The 20,335-nt window shown below is 71.7% G+C and carries 21 protein-coding genes; 16 read left to right on the forward strand and 5 right to left on the reverse strand.

Annotation, left to right across the window (positions count from 1 at the left end; genetic code table 11):
* Position 1 precedes the first annotated feature (1 nt).
* On the reverse strand, positions 2–337 hold the full coding sequence (locus tag IFT73_RS01500) for an MGMT family protein (RefSeq protein WP_056606958.1): 336 nt from the start codon (positions 335–337) through the stop codon (positions 2–4).
* Positions 338–416: 79 nt separating this feature from the next.
* On the opposite strand from IFT73_RS01500, the gene IFT73_RS01505 reads away from it, so the two are divergent.
* From IFT73_RS01505 to IFT73_RS01540, 8 genes are all read left to right on the forward strand, one after another.
* The gene (locus IFT73_RS01505; protein ID WP_197983460.1) at positions 417–1,316 is read left to right on the forward strand and encodes a bestrophin family protein; all 900 of its coding nucleotides are present in this window, start codon (positions 417–419) and stop codon (positions 1,314–1,316) included.
* A gap of 114 nt (positions 1,317–1,430) precedes the next feature.
* Positions 1,431–2,417, forward strand: coding sequence for a 3,4-dioxygenase subunit beta (locus IFT73_RS01510; protein ID WP_192166058.1), 987 nt, complete (start codon positions 1,431–1,433; stop codon positions 2,415–2,417).
* A 62-nt stretch (positions 2,418–2,479) separates the two neighbouring features.
* Positions 2,480–2,671 (forward strand): twin-arginine translocase TatA/TatE family subunit, encoded by a 192-nt coding sequence (gene tatA / locus IFT73_RS01515; RefSeq protein WP_056606964.1) that lies wholly within the window; start codon positions 2,480–2,482, stop codon positions 2,669–2,671.
* Positions 2,668–3,438, forward strand: coding sequence for a twin-arginine translocase subunit TatC (gene tatC / locus IFT73_RS01520; protein WP_192166060.1), 771 nt, complete (start codon positions 2,668–2,670; stop codon positions 3,436–3,438). Before tatA ends, tatC begins: the two co-directional genes overlap by 4 nt.
* Positions 3,426–3,863, forward strand: a complete 438-nt coding sequence (locus IFT73_RS01525) for a twin-arginine translocase TatA/TatE family subunit (protein ID WP_192166061.1) — start codon at positions 3,426–3,428, stop codon at positions 3,861–3,863. The genes tatC and IFT73_RS01525 overlap by 13 nt, the downstream gene beginning before the upstream one ends.
* A complete protein-coding gene (locus IFT73_RS01530) occupies positions 3,860–4,270 on the forward strand; it encodes a hypothetical protein (protein WP_192166063.1) in 411 nt (136 codons plus the stop codon). The genes IFT73_RS01525 and IFT73_RS01530 overlap by 4 nt, the downstream gene beginning before the upstream one ends.
* Before the next feature lie 224 nt (positions 4,271–4,494).
* Positions 4,495–6,078 (forward strand): carboxypeptidase-like regulatory domain-containing protein, encoded by a 1,584-nt coding sequence (locus tag IFT73_RS01535; protein WP_192166065.1) that lies wholly within the window; start codon positions 4,495–4,497, stop codon positions 6,076–6,078.
* A 91-nt stretch (positions 6,079–6,169) separates the two neighbouring features.
* Positions 6,170–8,299, forward strand: a complete 2,130-nt coding sequence (locus tag IFT73_RS01540) for an acyltransferase family protein (protein ID WP_192166067.1) — start codon at positions 6,170–6,172, stop codon at positions 8,297–8,299.
* A 92-nt stretch (positions 8,300–8,391) separates the two neighbouring features.
* Here the strand turns inward: IFT73_RS01540 and IFT73_RS01545 are convergent, their stop codons facing one another.
* Together IFT73_RS01545 and IFT73_RS01550 are read right to left on the reverse strand one after the other, a co-directional pair.
* The gene (locus IFT73_RS01545; protein ID WP_192166069.1) at positions 8,392–9,144 is read right to left on the reverse strand and encodes an ABC transporter permease; all 753 of its coding nucleotides are present in this window, start codon (positions 9,142–9,144) and stop codon (positions 8,392–8,394) included.
* 58 nt (positions 9,145–9,202) lie between these two features.
* Positions 9,203–9,820, reverse strand: a complete 618-nt coding sequence (locus tag IFT73_RS01550; RefSeq protein ID WP_371811130.1) for a helix-turn-helix domain-containing protein — start codon at positions 9,818–9,820, stop codon at positions 9,203–9,205.
* 105 nt (positions 9,821–9,925) lie between these two features.
* Here IFT73_RS01550 and arsB point away from each other — a divergent pair, with 105 nt between their 5' ends.
* Together arsB and IFT73_RS01560 are read left to right on the forward strand one after the other, a co-directional pair.
* Positions 9,926–11,038 carry an ACR3 family arsenite efflux transporter gene (gene arsB / locus IFT73_RS01555; RefSeq protein WP_371811131.1) on the forward strand — a complete coding sequence of 371 codons (1,113 nt, stop codon included), beginning with the start codon at positions 9,926–9,928 and terminating at the stop codon, positions 11,036–11,038.
* The gene (locus IFT73_RS01560; protein ID WP_192166073.1) at positions 11,031–11,441 is read left to right on the forward strand and encodes an arsenate reductase ArsC; all 411 of its coding nucleotides are present in this window, start codon (positions 11,031–11,033) and stop codon (positions 11,439–11,441) included. The genes arsB and IFT73_RS01560 overlap by 8 nt, the downstream gene beginning before the upstream one ends.
* On the opposite strand, the gene IFT73_RS01565 is transcribed toward IFT73_RS01560, so the two are convergent.
* Positions 11,442–13,091 (reverse strand): FAD-binding dehydrogenase, encoded by a 1,650-nt coding sequence (locus IFT73_RS01565; protein ID WP_192166075.1) that lies wholly within the window; start codon positions 13,089–13,091, stop codon positions 11,442–11,444. It lies immediately after the preceding gene.
* A gap of 128 nt (positions 13,092–13,219) precedes the next feature.
* Here IFT73_RS01565 and IFT73_RS01570 point away from each other — a divergent pair, with 128 nt between their 5' ends.
* The gene (locus tag IFT73_RS01570) at positions 13,220–14,386 is read left to right on the forward strand and encodes a PucR family transcriptional regulator (protein WP_192166077.1); all 1,167 of its coding nucleotides are present in this window, start codon (positions 13,220–13,222) and stop codon (positions 14,384–14,386) included.
* A 19-nt stretch (positions 14,387–14,405) separates the two neighbouring features.
* On the opposite strand, the gene IFT73_RS01575 is transcribed toward IFT73_RS01570, so the two are convergent.
* Positions 14,406–14,846 carry an ATP-binding protein gene (locus IFT73_RS01575; protein ID WP_206759088.1) on the reverse strand — a complete coding sequence of 147 codons (441 nt, stop codon included), beginning with the start codon at positions 14,844–14,846 and terminating at the stop codon, positions 14,406–14,408.
* 138 nt (positions 14,847–14,984) lie between these two features.
* Between IFT73_RS01575 and IFT73_RS01580 the strand changes: the two genes are divergently transcribed.
* The 5 genes from IFT73_RS01580 (at position 14,985) to IFT73_RS01600 (ending at position 20,284) form a co-directional block, all read left to right on the forward strand.
* Positions 14,985–15,365 (forward strand): STAS domain-containing protein, encoded by a 381-nt coding sequence (locus IFT73_RS01580; protein WP_192166081.1) that lies wholly within the window; start codon positions 14,985–14,987, stop codon positions 15,363–15,365.
* Positions 15,366–15,508: 143 nt separating this feature from the next.
* Positions 15,509–16,621, forward strand: a complete 1,113-nt coding sequence (locus IFT73_RS01585; RefSeq protein ID WP_192166083.1) for a sugar ABC transporter substrate-binding protein — start codon at positions 15,509–15,511, stop codon at positions 16,619–16,621.
* Positions 16,622–16,695: 74 nt separating this feature from the next.
* Positions 16,696–18,309 carry a sugar ABC transporter ATP-binding protein gene (locus IFT73_RS01590; RefSeq protein ID WP_192166085.1) on the forward strand — a complete coding sequence of 538 codons (1,614 nt, stop codon included), beginning with the start codon at positions 16,696–16,698 and terminating at the stop codon, positions 18,307–18,309.
* Complete coding sequence (locus tag IFT73_RS01595; protein WP_192166087.1) at positions 18,306–19,289, forward strand: ABC transporter permease; 984 nt, start codon at positions 18,306–18,308, stop codon at positions 19,287–19,289. The genes IFT73_RS01590 and IFT73_RS01595 overlap by 4 nt, the downstream gene beginning before the upstream one ends.
* Positions 19,286–20,284, forward strand: coding sequence for an ABC transporter permease (locus tag IFT73_RS01600; RefSeq protein WP_192166089.1), 999 nt, complete (start codon positions 19,286–19,288; stop codon positions 20,282–20,284). Before IFT73_RS01595 ends, IFT73_RS01600 begins: the two co-directional genes overlap by 4 nt.
* Positions 20,285–20,335 lie beyond the last annotated feature (51 nt).

A 20,335-nucleotide genomic window follows, 5' to 3' on the forward strand; every position in this document is an offset into this window, starting at 1 on the left:
GTCAGGGCGCCGGGTGCACCCGGCCCGTCTCGTCGACCCGGTGTCCCTCGGCGACGAGCAGGGGTGTCGCGACCTCGCGGTGCTGGCGGTACAGGCGCCCGTCCATCGGCAGCACACGCCACCACGGCAGCCCCGGCACGCGCCGCAGGACGTTCGCGACGGCCTGCCCCGCGCCCGGGTGGCCGGCTTCGAGGGCCACCTCGCCGTAGGTCACGAGATCGCCCGGCTCGAGTGTCGACACGACCGCGACGACGTGCTGCTGGAACGGGCTGAGCCGCTCGGGCGGATCGGCGTGTCCGCCTCCGGGGAGCGGCATCACCGCGTCGTCCGAGCTCATGGGGCCAGTGAACCAGCAGCCGGTGTGAGTCGCGTCATTCCACCCGGCCGACCGCGGCACCGGCCCGCACACTGGATCCATGATCACCTCGCGGCTGCCGATGACGACCACCGCCTGGCGACCGCTGCTCGTGCCGGTGGCCGTGCTGCTGGCGTGGGACGTCGGCGTGACGATCGCCTTCCAGGTCGGCTGGATCGAGTTCCGCGGCATCACGATCCAGTACACGCTCTACGGGACGGCCATCGCGCTGTTCCTCGGCTTCATGGTCAACGCGTCGTACGCGCGCTGGTGGGAGGCGCGGACGCTGTGGGGCAGCATCGTCAACCACTCCCGCAACCTCGCGCGCCAGACGACGACCCTGCTCGACACCACGGTGCCCCACGCCCGGCCGGGGATCGTCGAGGAGATGGTGCGGGCCCAGATCGCGTACGTCCAGTCGCTGCGGACGTCGTTGCGCGGCCAGCCGCTGGCGCCCGAGGTCGAGGTGTACCTCGACGAGGCGGCGGTGGCCGGCGTCCGTCGCGCCACGAACGCCCCGACCGCCGTGCTGTCGCACCTCGGCCGCCTGCTCGCCGAGGCCCACCGCTGCGGGATGGTCAGCGACATCGCCCGCGTGCAGGTCGAGTCGACGCTGAGCGTCCTGACCGACTCCCAAGGTGGGCTCGAGCGCATCAAGAAGACGCCCCTGCCGGTGCAGTACCGCTTCCTGCCCTCGTTCTTCGCCCGGGCCTTCTGCCTCGTCCTGCCGTTCGCGGTCTACAAGGACCTGCAGTGGTGGACGCCCGTCGGCTCGGGCCTGGTCGGCGTGATGTTCCTGCTCGCGGTGCAGATCGGGCGCGACCTGGCCGACCCGTTCCTCGACCGCGTCCACGACGTGCCGATGACCGCGATCTGCCGGTCGATCGAGATCGACCTGCTCGAGATGATCGGTGCCGAGACGCCCGAGGCCGTGGGCCCCGTCAACGAGGTGCTCTGGTGACGACCGGCCGCTGATCGCGCGGCGCTCACGGGAGGCTCACAGGATCGGCACAACGCCCTGACTGCTCGCGGCGCCACGGTGGTGACACAGCCACCCAGCAGTCAGGAGCACACCATGAGCCAGATCCCCGAACCCGACGAGACCCCGCAGGGGCCCGCCTACGAAGGGCGGCTACTCGTCCGTCCCGAGGACGAGGTCGTCGACCAGGGCGCGGGCTTCGACCTGACGACCCTGCTGTCGCGACGTCACGTGCTGAGCGCGCTGGGTCTCGGAGCGGGCGCCCTCGCCCTCGCCGCGTGCTCGGGCGGATCGTCGGGTGGCTCGGGATCGTCCGCCTCCGCCGGGACGACGACCGCCACCACCGCCGGCGAGATCCCCGAGGAGACCAACGGTCCGTACCCGGCCGACGGGACGAACGGCGTCACGGTGCTCGACGAGTCGGGCATCGTGCGCAGCGACATCACGTCGAGCCTCGAGGGCGGCACCGTCGCCGAGGGCGTGCCCCTGTCGTTCACCTTCACGCTGACCGACCTGTCGGCCGACGGCGCCGCGCTCGAGGGTGCGGCCCTCTACCTGTGGCAGTGCGACGCGGCCGGCCGCTACTCGATGTACTCCGAGGGCGTCGAGGACGAGACGTACCTGCGCGGCATCCAGGTCGCGGACGCCGATGGGGCGCTGACGTTCTCGACGATCGTCCCGGCCTGCTACACGGGCCGGTGGCCGCACCTGCACTTCGAGGTCTACCCCGACGCGGACTCGGCCACGTCGGCGGAGAACGCGATCGCCACGTCACAGGTCGCCTTCCCCGAGGACGTGCTCGCCGACATCTACGCCCTCGACGCGTACGCCGGGTCGACCGAGAACCTGGCGCAGGTCAGCCTCGACACCGACAACGTGTTCTCGGACGGCCACGAGCTCGAGATGGCGACGCTGACCGGCAACACGTCGTCGGGCTTCGTCGGCTCGCTGGCCGTCGCGATCGACCCCACGACCGAGGCCGGAGTCAGCGGCGGCGGGGGAGGCGGGGGAGGCGCCGGTGGTGGCGGCGAACCGCCGTCGGGCGGTGCCGGCGGCACCCCGCCGAGCCGCGACGACGGCTGACGCCCCACCCCTCACGCGACCCACCGCACGACCCCCACCACGACACACACCAGGAGAACACCATGCTGCAGAACCTCACGGGCTGGCACGCCCTCGTCATCCTCGCGATCGTCCTTCTCGTCTTCGGCTCCTCCAAGCTGCCGCAGCTCGCGAAGGGCGTGGGCCAGTCGATGCGCATCCTGAAGGACGAGGTGCACGACGCCTCCTCGACCGACGCCGCCGTCGACCCCGTCACGGGTCAGCGCGCCGCATGACCACCGCCACCGCCGCGCGCGGCACGATGCCGCTCGCAGGTCACCTGGCCGAGGCGAAGCGTCGCGGCGTCCGCTCGGCGGTGGCCCTGGTCGTGGCGGTCGCGGTCGGCTTCGCGCTGTCCGACCAGGTCCTGGACGTCCTGCGGCAGCCCGTCGAGGACCTCGCCCGGTCGCGCGACGCGAGCCTCAACTACGACACCGTCACGGGGGCGTTCGACCTGCGGCTCCGGATCGCGGTGTTCGCGGGCGTCGTGCTCGCGAGCCCCGTCTGGCTGATCGAGCTGTTCGCCTTCGTGACCCCCGGCATGACGCGCCGGGAGAAGAGGTACGTCCTGGGCTTCGGTGCCGCCGCGGTGCCGCTGTTCGCGGCCGGCTGCGCGTTCGGGTTCGTCCTGTTCCCGCACATGGTGACGATGCTGACGGGCTTCGCGCCCGCGGAGGACAGCACGATCCTCTCGGCGTCGTACTACGTCGACTTCGTCATGAAGATCGTGATCGCGATCGGCGTCGCGTTCGTGCTGCCGGTGTTCATGGTCATGCTGAACGTCGTGGGGCTCGTGTCGGCGCGGACGCTGCGTCGGAGCTGGCGGGTCATCGTCGTCGTGATCGCGCTCTTCAGCGCCCTGGTCACGCCCGCCGCCGACGTCCTGTCGATGTTCATGGTCGCCCTGCCGATGTCGGCGCTGTTCGGTGCCGCCCTGCTGGTCGCCCACCTGCACGACCGGGCCCTGGCGGCCCGGGAGAGGAGCGCGTCGTGTTCGGACTGACCTTCGAGAAGCTGCTGCTGGTGGCGATCGTCGCCGGGGTGCTGATCGGGCCGCAGCGGCTGCCCGTCCACGCCCACGAGCTCGCCCGCCTCGTTCGGTCGTTCCGGTCGCTGCTCGAGACGGCCCGCGCCCGGGCCGAGCACGACTCGGGCGTGTCGCTGCAGCGGTCCGACTGGGACCTGACGCAGTACGACCCGCGCCACATCGTCCGCGAGGCCCTGCAGGACCCGCCCACCCCCCGGGACGTCGTGGGCGAGCAGGCGCTCCGGGTCCGTCCGGGCCAGACGCACGTCGTGACGGGCTCGGCCGCCCACCCCCGGCGCGTCCCGATCGACTCGCTGCCCCCTGACGACCCCCGCCGCGCGGCGGCCTCGGCAGGGGAGGACCGCTTGCGGGACGCCCAGCCGGGTACGCCTCCGGCATGACCCCGCCACCGACCGGCCCGCACCGCTTCGACTTCGCATGGGACGAGCGCTACCGCCGCGCCGCGCGTCTCGTCGGCGTGACGCCGGCCAGGGCGTGGATCGAGGTCGACGACACGTCGCTGACGGTCCGGTTCGGGTGGTGGAGGCTCACGTCGCCGATCGACAACGTCGTGGACGCCGAGGTCACCGGGCCCTACGGGTTCGCCAAGACCGCGGGGCCTCCGCACCTGTCGCTCGCCGACCGTGGCATCACGTTCGCGACGAACGGCCGCGCCGGACTGTGCGTCTCGTTCCGCGAGCCCGTCCCCGGGATCGACCCGACGAAGATCATCCGGCACCCCGGGGCGACGATCACGGCCGCCGATCCGGAAGGCCTCGCGCGGGCCCTGGGCCGACCGATTCGCTGACCCCCGAGGATGTCGTCGTTGGGTGAGGAGCGCAGCTCCCTCATGATCCCGGCGTGCGACCACCTCCAGACCCTCGGCGACCAGTCGGCCCGACCACGTGTGACCAGGCCCTGCTCGACGCTGCGAGCGACGTCCTGTCGCACCGCGGCGCCAGAAGCTACGAGATCCATGCCTTCGGCTGGTAGTCTCACCGAGTTCGTCCAACAGCCGATGTCGGGGATTCCATGAAGTTTCGTCTTGCTCTAGCGGTCCCGGCTCTCGGGGCTCTCGTCGCCGGGGTGCTCGTCGCCTCACCTGCAGAAGCGGTTCGCTCGCAGGTCATCACCGGCACGGTCTCCGGCCCCGGCGGGGCCGGCAACGTCGGTCCGACCCGGGTCGAGCTGATCTCGGTCGTCAAGGGCGGCAACACCAAGGTCGTCCGGTTCGCCAACGACATCCCGGACGGCGGGTCGTACTCGTTCGCGATCCCGCTCAACGGCTCGAAGAACAAGTCGTCGAAGCCCTACCGCCTGCGGATCGTGGCCCAGTCGAGCGCCGGCGAGGCCCGCTCGTGGTACTGGCGCGGCAAGAACAACGCCGCCTCCAGCGGCGGACGCCACCTGCGCGACGCAACCGTCGTCAAGGCCACCAAGTACGGCGCCTTCCGCGCCGACTTCCGGTACTCGTCGATCTCCGGCACGGCACCGGCCGGCGCCCAGCTGACGGTCGCCGGGGCTCCGGCCTCGTACAGCGGCGGACGCGACGCGCGCCGCGAGCTCGACATCGCGGGCTGCGGCAACGTCTTCTCGTCGGCGACGGCCTCCAACGGCACCTACCGCTTCGACTTCCTGCCCTACGCCCCCGGTGACCGTCGCTACATGATCGGCGCTCGACTGGACGGCGAGACCCGCTGGAACAACCAGTTCGGCAGCTGCTTCGACGTCCAGGAGTACCGCTACTCGCGGTCGAACATGATCGCCCTCGACGCGGGCGGCACGAACTTCCCGGTCGCGGTCGGCGCCAGCGGCAATCACCTGACGGTCAAGAGCCTCTTCCGCGGGTACAAGGCCACGGCGGAGGGCGACCGCTGGATCAGCATCCGCGAGGCCGCGCCCCGCACCGCGATCCTCGACTCGCCGATCGTCGCGCAGCGGCAGGCGTCCAGCAGCGGCCGCACGACGTTCTACAACCTGCCGCCGGGCCGCTACTACGTCGAGCTCGGCCGCCGCACGGGCTGCGCCGACTGGCACCCGAGCCGCTACACCAACAACAACTCCTACTTCAACGGTCTCGACCGCGGATCGGAGCGGTGGAAGACGTTCCCGTACCTGAGCAAGCTGCCGGGCAACAAGAACCGTGGCCTCGAGCTGCTGGCGCGTCGCGCCAACCCGAACCCGGCCACCGACGCCGAGCAGGGCAAGAAGCCCCGTGGTGGCAAGGGGTGGATGTACCGCCTTCACTGCAAGGCCCTCGGGTACGGCCAGGTCAAGACCGTCGACATCACCGGCACCGGCACGGGTGAGCGCCGCACCACGCTGACCTCCAAGCGGGGCGGCGTCGTCAAGGGGCACGTGAGCCGCTCGCCGGGCCGCACCAACCAGGAGATGATGGTGACGCTGTCCTCGCGCGACGGCAAGCGCGTCCTGCGCACCGACCTGACCGACGGCAAGGGCAACTTCTACGTCGCGGGCCTGGCGCCCGGCCGGTACCAGATCTCGGTCAACGCCGACTCGTGGCGCGGCATCGGCCGCGCGTTCAAGGGCCGTCACTTCATCACGGTGAAGGCCGGTCGCGCCAAGAACGCGGGCAACCTCCGCTTCAGCCGCTGAACCGGCTGACGATCTCGACCCCGATCCCGGGCGGCCTTCTCACAGGCCGTCCGGGATCGTCGGGTCCCACCAGCCCAGGGAGCAGACGCGCATGACCGCCGCCCAGCACCGCGGACCGTCCTCCGCACCGGAGGCGACGGCGCTGACCCGGCCCGACCACGGGCGCACGATCCGCCTCGACATCGAGGGGATGCGCACGATCGCGGTCGGCTCGGTGCTCGTCGCGCACGCGGGGGTGCCGTTCCTGGCCGGCGGCTTCGTCGGCGTCGACGTGTTCTTCGTGCTCTCGGGCTTCCTGATCACGGGTCTGCTGGCGCGCGAGGTGTCGCGGTCGGGGCGCGTGAGCCTGACGACGTTCTGGGCGCGGCGGATGAAGCGGCTCCTGCCGGCCAGCGCGACCGTGCTGCTGTTCTCGGCAGCCGTGGCCTATGCGTTCCTGCCGATCACGCAGCGCAAGGACTTCGGCGGCGACATCGTCTCGGCGGCGCTGTACGTCGTGAACTGGCGCCTGGCCGACCGCGGCGTCGACTACCTGGCCGAGGACGTGGGCCAGTCGCCCGTGCAGCACTACTGGTCGCTGGCGGTCGAGGAGCAGTTTTACGTCGTCTGGCCGATCCTGATGCTGGTCATCGGGCTGATCGCGGCGCGCCGGTGGAGGCTCGGTGCCTTCGGCGTGCTCGGCGTCGTCACGCTCGCGTCGTTCGCGTACTCGGTGCAGCAGACCGCCTCGAGCCCCGCGACGGCGTACTTCGTCTCGACGACCCGCATCTGGGAGCTCGGCATCGGCGCGCTGCTGGCGCTGGGCGCCTCGCAGGTCGAGCGTCTCCCCGCCGTCGTGCGGGCCGTTGGCGGCTGGGTCGGCATCGCGATGATCGCGTACGCGGTGCTCGTGTTCGACGACGCGACGACGTGGCCGGGTGCCAACGCGCTGGTGCCGACGGTCGGCGCGGCGCTGATGATCGCGAGCGGGCTGCGCGCGACCCCCGGGTCTCCGCAGCGGCTGCTGAGCCTGCCGCCCATGGTCTGGGTCGGCGGCCTGTCGTACTCGATCTACCTGTGGCACTGGCCGATCCTGGTCGCGGTCCAGGCCGAGCGTCCCGACCTGCAGCTGCGGTGGGTCGTGCTGGCGATGATCGCCTCGATCGTCCCGGCGTACCTGTCGAACCGGTTCATCGAGAACCCCATCCGGTTCGGCACGTTCTTCAAGCCCAACGGCCGGGCGATCGGCATGGGCCTGGCGCTGACGGCCGTCGGCGTGGGCGTCGGCTGGGGCCTGGCCGTCTCGGCCACCGCCGGCGGGGTCGACGAGGCGACGACCTCGGCCAGCCCCGGAGCCGCGGCGCTGCTCGACCCCTCGAACCAGGACGTCGACTGGTCGGCGATCCGCGAGGTCGGCCGCATGCGTCCGCTCGCGACCGAGGCGGTCGACGACCGTCCGGCGTTCTACGACGACGGCTCCGGCTGCCAGGTCAGGGACGGCGACGCGGTCCCGAAGCCGTGCGAGTCGGGCGACACGTCGTCGAGCCGCACGGTTGTGATCGTCGGAGACTCCAAGATCGCCCAGTGGCAGCCCGCGATCGCCGCGATCGGGCGGCGCGAGGGCTTCAAGGTCGTCCAGTTCACCAAGTCGGCGTGCTCGTGGACCGACGTCGACCTCGACCGCAAGAACAACACCGACTGCCGGGCCTGGGGCCGCACGGTGCTGAAGGACGTGCTCGCGCTCGATCCCGAGCTCGTCGTCGTGTCGCACCGTCAGGGCACGGCGCTGCCGGCGGGGGCGACCGATCGGAGCCAGGAGACGAAGGACGCGATGGTCGGGGGCCTGGTCTCGTACTGGGGCACCCTGACCCGCGCGGGCATCCCGATCACGGCGCTGCTCGACAACCCCGCGCCGACGACGCAGCCCGTGTACGAGTGCGTCGCCCAGAACCCGAAGGATTTGCCGCGGTGCGCCTTCGACCGCGACGCGGGCATCGCCGCCTCGGGCGCCCCGGCCGCCCGCGAGGCCGCCGCCGAGGTGCCGGGGGTGTCGGTGGCCGACCTGACCTCGACGATCTGCCCCGACGGTCAGCGCTGCGCGGCCGTCATCGGCAACGTGCTGGTCTACCGCCAGACGACGCACCTGACGAAGACGTTCGTGCTGAGCGCCGAGCGACAGCTGTCGGCCGCGCTTGCGGCCGCGACGGACGGTGCCGTGGGCGAGCCGCTCGCCTCTTCCTGACGGTCGGAGGCGCCCGCTGTGTGGCAGGTGGATCCGCAACCTCCTGAAGCCCGAGACGGTTGCGGATCCACCTCGTCGCGAGGAAGGGTCGGTCAGTCCGTCGTGACGGGCTGGGTCGAGCCGAGCCACGGGCCCAGCAGGCGGACGGTGAGGATCGCGGCGACCGTCTGCGCCGCGAGCAGCCCCGCCAGCACCAGCAGCTGCACCTCAGCGGCCTCGGCGGGGGAGGCCCCACCGAGCAGCAGGCCGACGAACGCGCCGGGCAGCGTCACGAGCCCGGCGCTGCGGGTCTGGTCGATCGCCGGGACGAGCGCCCGGGCGACGGCCAGCCGACCGAAGGTCGACGTCGCCTGCCGGGGGGAGGCCCCGATCGCGAGCCAGGCCTCGACCTGGCCCCAGTCGCGGGCGACGTCGTCGCGCATGCGTCCACCGGCCAGCGACGCCGCCGTCATCGAGCCGCCGACGATCTGTGCCGCGAACGGCACGACGGTCTGCGAGCGCCACTCCAGCGCGCCGGTCGCCAGCACCGTGACGACGGCGGTCGTCGCGCCCACCACGATCGCCGCGCCGACGTGCGGCGCGAGACGGGCACCGCAGCCGATGCGTCGCACCGACGTCGCGGTCGCGGCGGCGATCATCACGCCCAGGTACAGCGCGACGCCCTCGGGGTGCCGGAACACCCAGGCGATGACGAGCGCGACGGCCACGAGCTGCACCGCTGCCCGGGCGACCGCCACCATGGCGTCACGGCGGACGTGGACACGCGACAGCGTCAGCGTCAGCAGGGTCAGCCCGACGAGCACGGCGACGGCGAGTGCCGACTGCGCCGGATCGATCGTGCTCATGCGGGCAGTCTGCCTCCTCGCGGGGCTCCCCGCGGCGACGGCGGGCGTCTGACGCCGGTCAGGAGGCGACGAGTCGCGGGGCCACCGCGGCGACACGGCGCCGCAGGTCGAGGTACGCGGAGTCGAAGGCCGCGTCGCCGCCCTGCCGGACGGGGTCGGGCACCGACCAGTGCAGGGCGGGCGAGGACGTCGACGCGAGCTCCTCGTACGCCTGGTCGCAGACCGCGACGAGGAAGTCGCCGTCGGCCGTGACGTCACCCAACGAGGTCGGGGTCGACGACAGCAGCGCGAGGTGACGGCGCTCGGCGACGCGACGCGCACCGTCCGCGATGCTCTCGGCCGGTCGGGTGCCGGCCGATGCGACGGGCACGTCGCTCGCCTCGGCCCACAGTGCGGCCGCGAGCTGTGACCGGGCCGAGTTGGCCGAGCACACGAACACGACCCGGGCGACGGCCAAGGGGGTCGGTGCCGGGCCGGTGGACGCGTCGGCCGACGCGAGGGTCAGGTAGGTGCGCCGGCGGTCTCCCTCCGACCGGCGCCGGACGACGAGCCCCGCCTCCTCGAGCACCCCGAGGTGGTGGGCCAGGAGGTTCGACGGCAGGCCGACCAGCTCCTGCAGCGAGCTCGGCGATCGGTCACCGAGCTCGAGCGCGTCCATGACGGCGAGGCGGGTCACGTCCGCCAGTGCAGCGTGCTGGTGGGCCCGACGCGCCAGGTCATTTCGCTCAGTGTTCATTGAGTCAAGTTTGACTGACCGGCGCCGGGGCGTCAAGATGGTCGCGTGAGCACCACTCCGCAGACGTCCCCACCGGCCGACACCGACGTGATCTCCGGCCTCTCGCGGCTCGACCGCTTCCTGCCCGTCTGGATCGTCGTCGCGATGGCCGTCGGGCTCGTGCTCGGCCGCACGGTCGACGGCCTCGACGACGCCCTGGACGCCGTGAGGATCGGCTCGGTGTCGCTGCCGATCGCGATCGGCCTGCTCGTGATGATGTATCCCGTCCTGGCCAAGGTGCGGTACGACGAGACCCACCGGGTGACCGGTGACCGGCGGCTGCTCGTGGCGTCGCTCGCGCTCAACTGGATCCTCGGGCCGGCGCTGATGTTCGCCCTCGCCTGGCTGCTGCTGCCCGACCTGCCAGAGTTCCGCACGGGCCTGATCATCGTGGGCCTGGCCCGGTGCATCGCGATGGTGCTGATCTGGAACGACCTCGCCTGCGGTGACCGCGAGGCCGCGGCCGTGCTGGTCGCGATCAACTCGGTCTTCCAGGTCGTCGCCTTCGCCGCCCTCGGGTGGTTCTACCTCCAGACCCTGCCGGGATGGCTCGGCCTGTCCACGACGAGCGCCGACTTCTCGGTGTGGGCGATCACCGCCAGCGTCCTGGTCTTCCTCGGCATCCCCCTCGTGGCAGGGTTCCTGACCCGGACGATCGGCGAGAAGGCCAAGGGGCGCGACTGGTACGAGGGGACGTTCCTGCCCCGTCTCGGGCCCTGGGCGCTCTACGGGCTGCTGTTCACGATCGTCGTGCTGTTCGCCCTGCAGGGCGACGCGATCACCAGCCGGCCGCTCGACGTCGTCCGCATCGCCGTCCCGCTGCTCGTCTACTTCGCGATCACCTTCGGTGCCGGCATGGTGATCGGCCGGTGGCTCGGCCTCGGGTACGCCAAGACCGCGACGCTCGCGTTCACGGCTGCCGGCAACAACTTCGAGCTGGCGATCGCCGTGGCGATCGGCACCTTCGGGGTCACCTCCGGCCAGGCCCTGGCCGGTGTCGTCGGCCCCCTCATCGAGGTCCCGGTGCTCGTGGGACTCGTGTACGTCTCGCTCTGGGCCCGCAGGTTCTTCACCGACGGACCCACCTCGTCCCCCACCGCAGGAGGCACCCGTGTCTGACCGCCCCACCGTCCTGTTCGTCTGCGTGCACAACGCCGGACGCTCGCAGATGGCAGCCGGCTTCCTGGCGGCCCTGGCCGGTGACCGGATCGACGTGCTGTCGGCCGGATCGATGCCCGGAGACCAGATCAACCCGACCGCCGTCGAGGCCATGGCCGAGGTCGGCATCGACATCGCCGGCGAGCAGCCCAAGAAGCTGTCGGACGACGCGGTGCGCGCCTCCGACGTCGTCATCACGATGGGCTGCGGCGACGAGTGCCCGTACTACCCCGGCAAGCGGTACGAGGACTGGGTGCTCGACGACCCGGCCGGGCAGGGCATCGAGGCCGTCCGCCCCATCCGCGACGAGGTCAGGGCGAGGGTCGAGGCGCTGATCGACTCGCTCGCGACGTCGCCGGCCTGATCAGCCGACGGCGTCGGCCGCCGCGCGGCCCGCGACCCGTCCGGAGAACAGGCAGCCGCCGAGGAACGTCCCCTCGAGCGCGTTGTAGCCCATCATGCCGCCGCCACCGAAGCCGTTGACCTCGCCCGCGGCGTACAGCCCCGGCAGGGGAGCGCCGTCGGGGGTCAGGCAGCGTCCGGACAGGTCGGTCTCGAGCCCGCCGAGCGTCTTGCGGGTCAGGATGTTGAGCCGCACCGCGATCAGCGGGCCGTTCTTCGGGTCGAGGAACCGGTGCGGCGTCGCGACCCGGATGAGCTTGTCGCCCCGATACCGACGAGCGCCCCGCATCGCGGTGATCTGCGCGTCCTTGGTGAAGTCGTTGTCGATCTCGCGGTCGCGCGCCTCGAGCAGGTGTCGCAGGTCGGCCTCGTCGACGTGCCCCGTGTCGCCGACCTCGTTCATGCCGGCGACCAGCCCCGTGAGGTCGTCGGCCACGACGAAGTCCTCACCGTGGTTCTTGAACGCCTCGATCGGGCCGGGCGCCCCGGCCTTCAGCCGGCTCAGCAGCAGCTTGACGTCCTTGCCGGTCAGGTCGGGGTTCTGCTCCGAGCCCGACAGCGCGAACTCCTTCTCGATGACCTTCTGCGTCAGGACGAACCACGAGTAGTCGTGCCCTGTGCCCCGCAGGTGCCGCAGCGTGCCGAGGGTGTCGAACCCCGGGAAGTACGGTGCCGGCAGGCGTCTGCCGGTGGCGTCGAGCCACAGCGACGACGGGCCCGGCAGGATGCGGATGCCGTGGTTGTCCCAGATCGGGTCCCAGTTGCGCAGGCCCTCGACGTACGCCCACAGGCGGTCGGGGTTGATGACGCGGGCCCCCGCATGCTCGCTGATGGCCAGCATGCGCCCGTCGACGTGGGCGGGGACGCCGGCGACCATCGTCGCGGGCGGGGTGCCGAGCCGCTCCGGCCACACCTTCCGGACGAGGTCGTGGTCGCCGCCGATGCCCCCGGACGTCACGATGACGGCCTGGCCGCGCAGCTCGAACTCGCCGGTCTCGACCCGGCTCGAGGCGACGCCGCGATCGACCGCGGTGGGCTCGAGGACGGCCCCCCGGACGCCGACGACGGCGCCGTCCTCGACGACCAGGCCGTCGACCCGGCGTCGGAACGCGAACGCGATGCGGCCGGTCGCGACGTGCTCGCGCACGCGCCGCTCGAACGGTGCGACGACACCGGGGCCCGTGCCCCACGTGAGGTGGAAGCGCGGCACCGAGTTGCCGTGCCCCTCGGCGCGTCCGTCACCGCGCTCGGCCCACCCCACGACGGGGAACAGCCGCAGCCCCATCTCGTGCAGCCACGCGCGCTTCTCGCCGGCGGCGAAGTCGAGGTAGGCCTCGGCCCAGCGGCGCGGCCAGGCGTCCTCCTCGCGGTCGAACTGCGCGCTGCCCATCCAGTCCTGCGTCGCCAGCGCGAGCGAGTCCTTGACGCCCATGCGTCGCTGCTCGGGGGAGTCGACGAAGAACAGGCCGCCCAGGCTCCAGAACGCCTGACCGCCGAGGTTCTGCTCGCCCTCCTGGTCGACCAGCACGACCGACCGTCCCCGGTCGGCCGCCTCGGCGGCGGCGGTGAGTCCGGCGATGCCCGCGCCGACGACGATGATGTCTGCGTCCACTGTGTGCTCCTCGGTCGTGGCCCGTCCGGCCTGTCACTCAGGATGTAGAACCGCGGTCGCTGGGGCAAGATGTGTTGTCACCGGGTGAGCACGCCGCCCACCGCGAGGTGACAGAGAGGTCGACGGCCGTGGGGCAGACGGAGCGTGGCCGGATCCAGCAGCGCGTCGTGGCGTCCCGGACCGTCGTGACCGAGCGCATCTCCGGCGCGATCCGTCAGCAGATCCCCGCGTACGCGACGCTCGGCGACGCCCAGCGCCGCGAGACCGAGGCGATCGCCGCGTGGGGCGTGCAACGGCTGCTCGAGCTCTGGGTATCGGGCACGTCGCTCGACGAGGCCGACCTGCGTCAGTTCCACGGCATCGGCGTGGCCCGCGGCACCGACGGACGTCCGCTGTTCGCGGTGCTGCGGGCGTACCGTGTCGCGGCGGTCGAGGCCAGCGACCTGATCCACCAGATGGCCGGCGACGACCTGACGCTCGACGACGCCCTCGCGCTCAACCGGGTGCTGCTCGAGAGCCTCGACGAGATCTCCGAGGTGCTGTTCGCGGGTCACACGGCGGCGACGACCCGGCTCACCGGCGACCGGGCCGACGTCGTGCGGGCGCTCGCCGACGACCTCGTCACGGGGCGGCAGACCTCGACCGCGGCCCTGGCCGACCGGTCCGAGCAGCTCGGCATCGCGCTGCCGTCGCGGTTCGGGTTGACGGTGGTCGGATCCCCTGACGGCGAGGAGGTCACGGCCGGTGAGGTCGCCCGGTTCGCGGCGGCGGTCGACGACCCCGACGGCGACGCGCTGGTGCTGACGACGACCCGGTCGGGGCAGGGTGTGCTGCTGCACTCCCGGCCGGTCGTCGACGCGACGCCGTCCGCGCGCTGGCGCGTCTGCGTCGTGGACGACGTCGCCCTCGCCGACCTGCCCGCGACGTTCCGGGTCGCCTCCGCGGCCGTGCGCCACGCCCCCGCCGAGGCCTTCGGGAGCGGTCCGCTCGACGAGGCGGACGCCCTGCTCGTCGCCCTCCTGCGCGGCGAGCCCCGCGTCGATCCCCGCACCTTCGCGTCGACCGCGCTGCGCCCGCTGCTCGCACCGGGGCAGGCGCACGTGCTGGAGGGCCTGTCGGCGTACCTGCTCACGGGCTCGTCGACCGAGGCCGGGCGTCGCCTGGGCCTGCACCCGCAGAGCATGCGGCACCGGCTCCGGCGCTCGCGGGCCGTGACGGGTCGCGACCTCGCCGACCCCTGGGACCACCTGGTGCTGCGCACCGCGACGACGGTGCTGGCGATCGCCGCCGACTGACCGCCAGGCGGTCTGGCCGTCAGGCGCTCTGGAACGTGTGGTCGTGCCGCAGCTCGGCGGTGACCCGCAGACCGTCGTCGGTCTGCACCTCCCACGAGTCGCACAGGTGCTCGACGATCGCGAGCCCCCGTCCGCGCAGCGAGTGGTCGTTGAACTCCATGGCCTTCAGGTGCGTGGCCTCACCGCTGTCGCACACGCTGATCCGGACGAGGTCGCCCTCGACGCACCACGAGATGTCGATCTCGCCGCGGGCGTTGGGGCGGCCGTGGTCGATGCCGTTGGCCGCGAGCTCGGCGAGCACGAGCTCGGCGTCGTCGACGAACGTCTGGCGGAAGCCCAGATCGGCCAGCTCGGCGGCGAGGCGCTTGCGGGCCACGCGGACGCTGAGCGTGTCGAACGGAAGGCTCAGCGTCGTGCAGGGGTCGTCGTCGGTCGAGCCGGACGCATGGGAAGTGGCCACGGCAGCAAGCCTGTCAGAGGTGCCGGGGTCGCGCATGCCCATCGCGTCGACGTGCCGGATCGCCACGGCACGGTAGCGTATTGATCGTCCGCTGACAAGGGTGGGCCGGACAGGACGGAGCCCGCGGTGGCGGCCGACATGACGTGGCACGAGGAGCGCGCCCACGGGCAGGTCGTCCTCGCGGTCACGGGTGACCTCGACATCGCGAGTGCCGCCGCGTTCCGGGACGTCGGCCTGCGTGCTCTCGGCATCGACCCCGTGACGCTCGTGCTCGACCTGACCGAGGTCCCCTTCGTCGACTCCTCGGGCATCGCGGTGCTGGTGCTGCTGCGCCGCAAGGCCCGCAGCCGCCGCAGCGAGCTGCGCCTGGTCACGCACCGCCGCATCGACTCGGTGCTGAGGGTCACGGGTCTGACGCAGGCCTTCGACATATACCCGACCCGCGAGGCCGCCGTCGAGGGCGGCGACGACGCGGGTGCACGTGAGAACACGTCTCGATCCGAGGCCGTCCGAGGCTGAGCCTCCGCCCTGCCGTGCCTTGACGGTTTCCGTGATATTCCCGAGGGATCTTCACGCCCCGCGTCACTGTGTCGTGGGTCACGCAAGACTTCAATAGCGCTCATGGTCAGTGACACCAGTCACACGTGAGATTGAGGTTTGGCATGAAGAAGCAGATCCCCACCAGGCGCGACCGGACGACGGAGAGCGCGGCCCGCCGGGCGACGACCGGTGCGGAGCGCGGCTCCCGACGATCCGGCGGACGGTCCCGTGCGCTCCTCGGGCTGGTGATCGCGCTGGCGGTGATCACGCTGTCGGCGTGTGGTGGCGGATCGTCGAGCAGCGCCGGCGGCGGCCCGTCCGGAGGAGTCGACGGCAAGAGCGTCATCATGGTCGGTTGCCCGGACCTGAACCCGTGGTGCGCGGTCTACACCAAGACGATCAAGACCGACCTCACGAAGGCCGGCGCGAAGGTCGAGCACCTGCAGGACCCGTTCGACGTCGCCCAGCAGGTGCAGAACCTGCAGAGCGCCATCGCCTCGAGGCCCGACCTCATCCTCCTGGCGCCCACGGACGACAACTCGCTGGTGCCGTCGATCCAGCAGGCGAAGGCCCAGAACATCCCGGTCATCATCATCAACTCGATGCCGGCCCCCCAGGCCGAGGACAACGTGGCCTCCACGATCAACGCCGACCAGGCGGCGCTCGGCACCTACGCGGCGCAGAACATCGTCGAGGGCATGAAGGCCGAGGGCCTCGACGGCGGCAACATCGTCGCGATCACCGGTGCGGATGCGACGGCCACCAGCGGGGACCGCATGAAGGCGTTCAAGGCCGAGCTGAAGAAGAACCCGGGCTTCGACCTGGTCGAGGAGAAGAACGGCAACTGGGACCCGGCGCTCACGGGCAAGATCGCCTCCCAGCTGTTCGCGCAGTACGAGAGCAAGGGCGGGATCCAGGGTGCCTACGGCATGGCCGACTACCAGGCGAACGCGATCATCCAGAGCGCCGAGCAGGCGGGGATCCCGGTGGGGGTCGACAAGAAGGGCCTGATCGTCTCGGGCAGCAACTGCTTCAAGGTCGGCATCGACAACATCAAGAACGGCCTGCAGTACGGCACCGCGACCCAGGCGCCCGACGCCGAGGGCGACTTCGTCGTCGAGTACACGACCAAGTTCCTCGAGGGCGAGGACATCCCCAAGGTGAACCTCAACACCGAGAACCGCGTCACGAAGGCCAACCTGGCCGAGTTCGAGGCCGGTTGCTCGATCGCCTGACCTGACACCGGCGGTCCGCCACCAACTCCTCGGTGGCGGGCCGCCGGATCGCACCTGACAGAAAGTTGATCAGCATGAGGCAGGACAAGACGGTCGCCGTCTCGGACGCGACGCACCGCACCGCGGCACCGGGCCGCACGCAGCACCTGGGCGACGCAGCGCCCCCGACCGACGACGAAGAGGTCGTGAACGAGCCGGGCACCCGGTTGGACGTGCGTGGCGTCACCGTGACGTACGGAGCCTTCGCGGCGCTCAGCGACGTCTCGTTCGACGTCAGGGCAGGCGAGGTGCACGCCCTCCTCGGCCACAACGGGGCGGGCAAGAGCACCTTGGTCAAGGTGCTGTCGGGCCTGGTGCAGCCGGACTCCGGTGAGGTGCTGATCGACGGGGAGCACGTGCAGGCCAGGAACCCGCGTCAGTCGCAGATGCACGGTGTCGCCCTGGTCGACCAGGAGCTGAGTCTCGTGCCCACGCTCACGGTCGCCGAGAACATGATGCTGGGGGCGGCGCGGTCCAGCTCTGTCCCGCCGGCGCGGCTGCGGGAGATCCTCGACTCGCTGGGTCTCGAACGCGTGGCGCTCGGGGCACCTGTGTCCAGCCTGTCGCTGGGCGAGCAGCAGCTCGTCGAGATCGCCCGGGCGCTGAGCCGGGACGCCAAGATCCTGATCCTGGACGAGCCGACCGCGACGCTCAGCGACCACGAGATCGACATGGTGTTCGCGGCGGTGCGCGCGATGGCTGCCGACGGGCGCTCGATCATCTACGTCTCGCACCGCTTGGGCGAGATCCTCGCGCTCTGCCAGCGCGCCACCGTCCTGCGGGACGGCAGGACGATCGGCACGGAGTCGGTCGCGACGCTGGACCGCGACTCGATCGTGACGATGATGCTGGGGCATCTGCCCGAGTCCGGTGCGACGGACCGCGCTCCCGACCCGTCCCGCTCCACCGTCCTGTCGGTGACCGGGCTCTCGGTGCCCCCGTCCGTCCACGGCGTCGACCTGGAGGTCGCGGAGGGTCAGATCATCGGGATCGCTGGCCAGGTCGGGTGCGGGGCGTCGGAGATCATGCGGGCCCTGGCAGGTCTCGAGCCACTGGCGACGGGACAGGTCGAGGTGGCCGGCCGTCCGCTGAGGCTCACGTCGCCCCTGACGGCGGCCGCGCGTGGGATCTTCTACACGACGAGCGATCGCAAGCAGGAGGGACTGTTCCTCACCCACTCGATCGCGCGGAACGTCGTCGCCACACGGCTCCCGCTCCTGAGTCGCTGGGGCCTGGTGCGGCGCGCGAGCGACCGCCGGGCCGTCGGCGAGCTGCTCGGGCTGACCGACATCGCACCGGACCGGTCGGGCCACCCGGTCGGATCGCTCAGCGGGGGCAACCAGCAGAAGGTGCTCGTCGCCCGTTCCCTGCGCCGCCCGTCGTCAGTCGTCCTGCTGTTCGACGAGCCGACGAGAGGGGTGGACGTCGGTGGTCGCGCCGAGATCCACGACCTGATCCGTGCGGCCGCCGCGGACGGCAAGGGGGTCGTCTTCTGCTCGACCGAGCTCGACGAGGTCATGGAGCTGTCCGACACCGTCGTGACGATGTTCGGCGGGCGGGTCGTGAGCGTCCGCAGCCGGGCCGACGTGACCGCCGCCCGCGTCCTGACCGACATGACGCACGGCCGCGTCGAGGAGGAGGTCGCATGAGCGCCGCGACCACGACGGCGCGACGTGCGGCCGCCCTCACGCCCGGATGGCGGTCCCACGTCCTGCGCGGGTCGGTGCTCCTGTTCGTGCTCGTGATGCTCGCCGGCACGCTCACGACCGACGGCTTCTACAGTGTCTCGAACCTCAAGGCCGTGCTGAACTCGGCCGCGATCGTCGGCATCGTCGCGATCGGGGCGACGGCGATCGTGATCGGCGGGCAGCTCTTCTCGCTGTCGATCGGCACGACGGTCGCGGTCAGCGCCATGGCCTTCCTCTACTTCCTCCGGTTCGGCCTCGTGCCGGCGGTCGTCCTCACGATCGTGCTGTCGGCCGTGCTGGTCGGTCTGCAGGGATACGTCGTGGGCCGGTTGGGCGCGAACGCCATCATCGTGACGATCGGTGCGGGCGCCCTGCAGGAGGGCGGCGCGACCTGGGTGACGGGTGGCGTGTCGGTCTACCCGCCCGCCGACGCCCCGGACTTCAGCTTCCTCGCCAAGCCGCTGCTCGGGGTGCCGCTGCCGGTGTACGTCTTCATCGCCCTGGCCGTCCTCGGCCAGTGGCTGCTCGTGAGGACGACCAGCGGACGCCAGCTGGTCCTGATGGGTGAGAACCCACGCGCGGCCCGCGCCGGGGCGCTGCCGATCACGCGACTGACCGTCGTGGCGTTCGCTGCCGCCGGCGTCACCGCGGGGGTCGCCGGTGTGCTGCTCGGTGCGTTCAACCAGAGCGGGACGCTCGGCGCGACCGGCACCCTGACCTACGACTCGATCGCGGCGGTGCTCGTGGGTGGATCCGCCGTCACCGGTGGGCGGGGGTCGGTCGTCCGCTCCGCGGTGGGCGCGGTGCTGATCGCCGCGATTGCCGACATGCTCCTGCTGCGCGGCTACTCGACGCCCGTGCAGGTCGCCGTCCTCGGCTTCATCGTCGGGTGCGTCATCCTCGTCAACCACCTCAACAGCAACCAAAGGACACGCGCATGAGCACCGACGTACGATCCCGGCCGATCGCGACGGCGGGGTCGCGGTCGTGGGCCAGCCTGGTCCCTCTGCTGTTCCCCGTCCTGATGCTCGTGGCCCTGTTCGTGATCCCGCCGCTGGCGGACCGCGAGGCGAATGCGTTCAGCGTCTACAACTCGCTCCAGAGCCTGGCCGGCCTCGGCCTCGTCGCGCTGGCCCTGGGGCTGACGATGATCATCGGCGAGTTCGACCTGTCGGTCGTCGGCACCTTCGCTCTCGGCGGGATGCTCGCGGTCAAGCTGGGGGAGCAGAGCCCGGTGACGGGCGTCCTGGTCGCGATCGTGGTGTGCGCGCTGCTGGGTCTCGTCCAAGGAATCGTGGTGGCCCTGCTCGGCGTCAACTCGATGGCGATCACGCTCGGCGGGTACCTGCTGTCGCTCGGGGTGGCAGGCACGATCGGCGACAACAAGAGCCAGCCGTACGGGAACCTCGATCTCAGCGCCCGACTCAACGAGCCGATCGCCCAGGTGCTCTCGGTGCGGAGCCTCGTGGCCCTCGCCGTCATGGCGGGAGTCATCGGGGTGCTGGCGGCGACCCGGATCGGGCGCGACATGCGCGCCACCGGCGGAGGCCGTCGTGCCAGCCGGACGGCAGGGGTCCGCGTCGACGCGATCGTCATCGGCACGTTCGTCGCCTCGGCGGGGCTGGCGGCGCTCGGCGGCTCCCTGCAGAGCTACGGCGTCGCGACGGCCGCCTCGAACCCGGGTCTGTCGCCCCTGATCTTCGCCGTCACGGCGACGCTGCTGGGCGGCGTCGCGTTGAGCGGCGGACGCGGTACGGCCTTCGGGGTGGTGGCGGGGGCGACGGGACTGTGCTTCTTCAACCAGCTCTTCAGCACCATGGCGACCCCGCAGTACGTCATCAGCCTCCTGACCGGAGCACTCCTGATCGCCGCGACCGTCCTGACGACACCGGCGGCGAGGCGGGGTCTCGCCCGCGTCAGGCGCGCCCGGGCCTGACGTCTTCCGCCCGGGACCCGGCGTCCACCGACCACCAGAGCAAGGAACGCG

Origin of the sequence: Aeromicrobium sp. CFBP 8757, assembly GCF_014841755.1 — a bacterium.
GTDB lineage: Bacteria > Actinomycetota > Actinomycetes > Propionibacteriales > Nocardioidaceae > Aeromicrobium.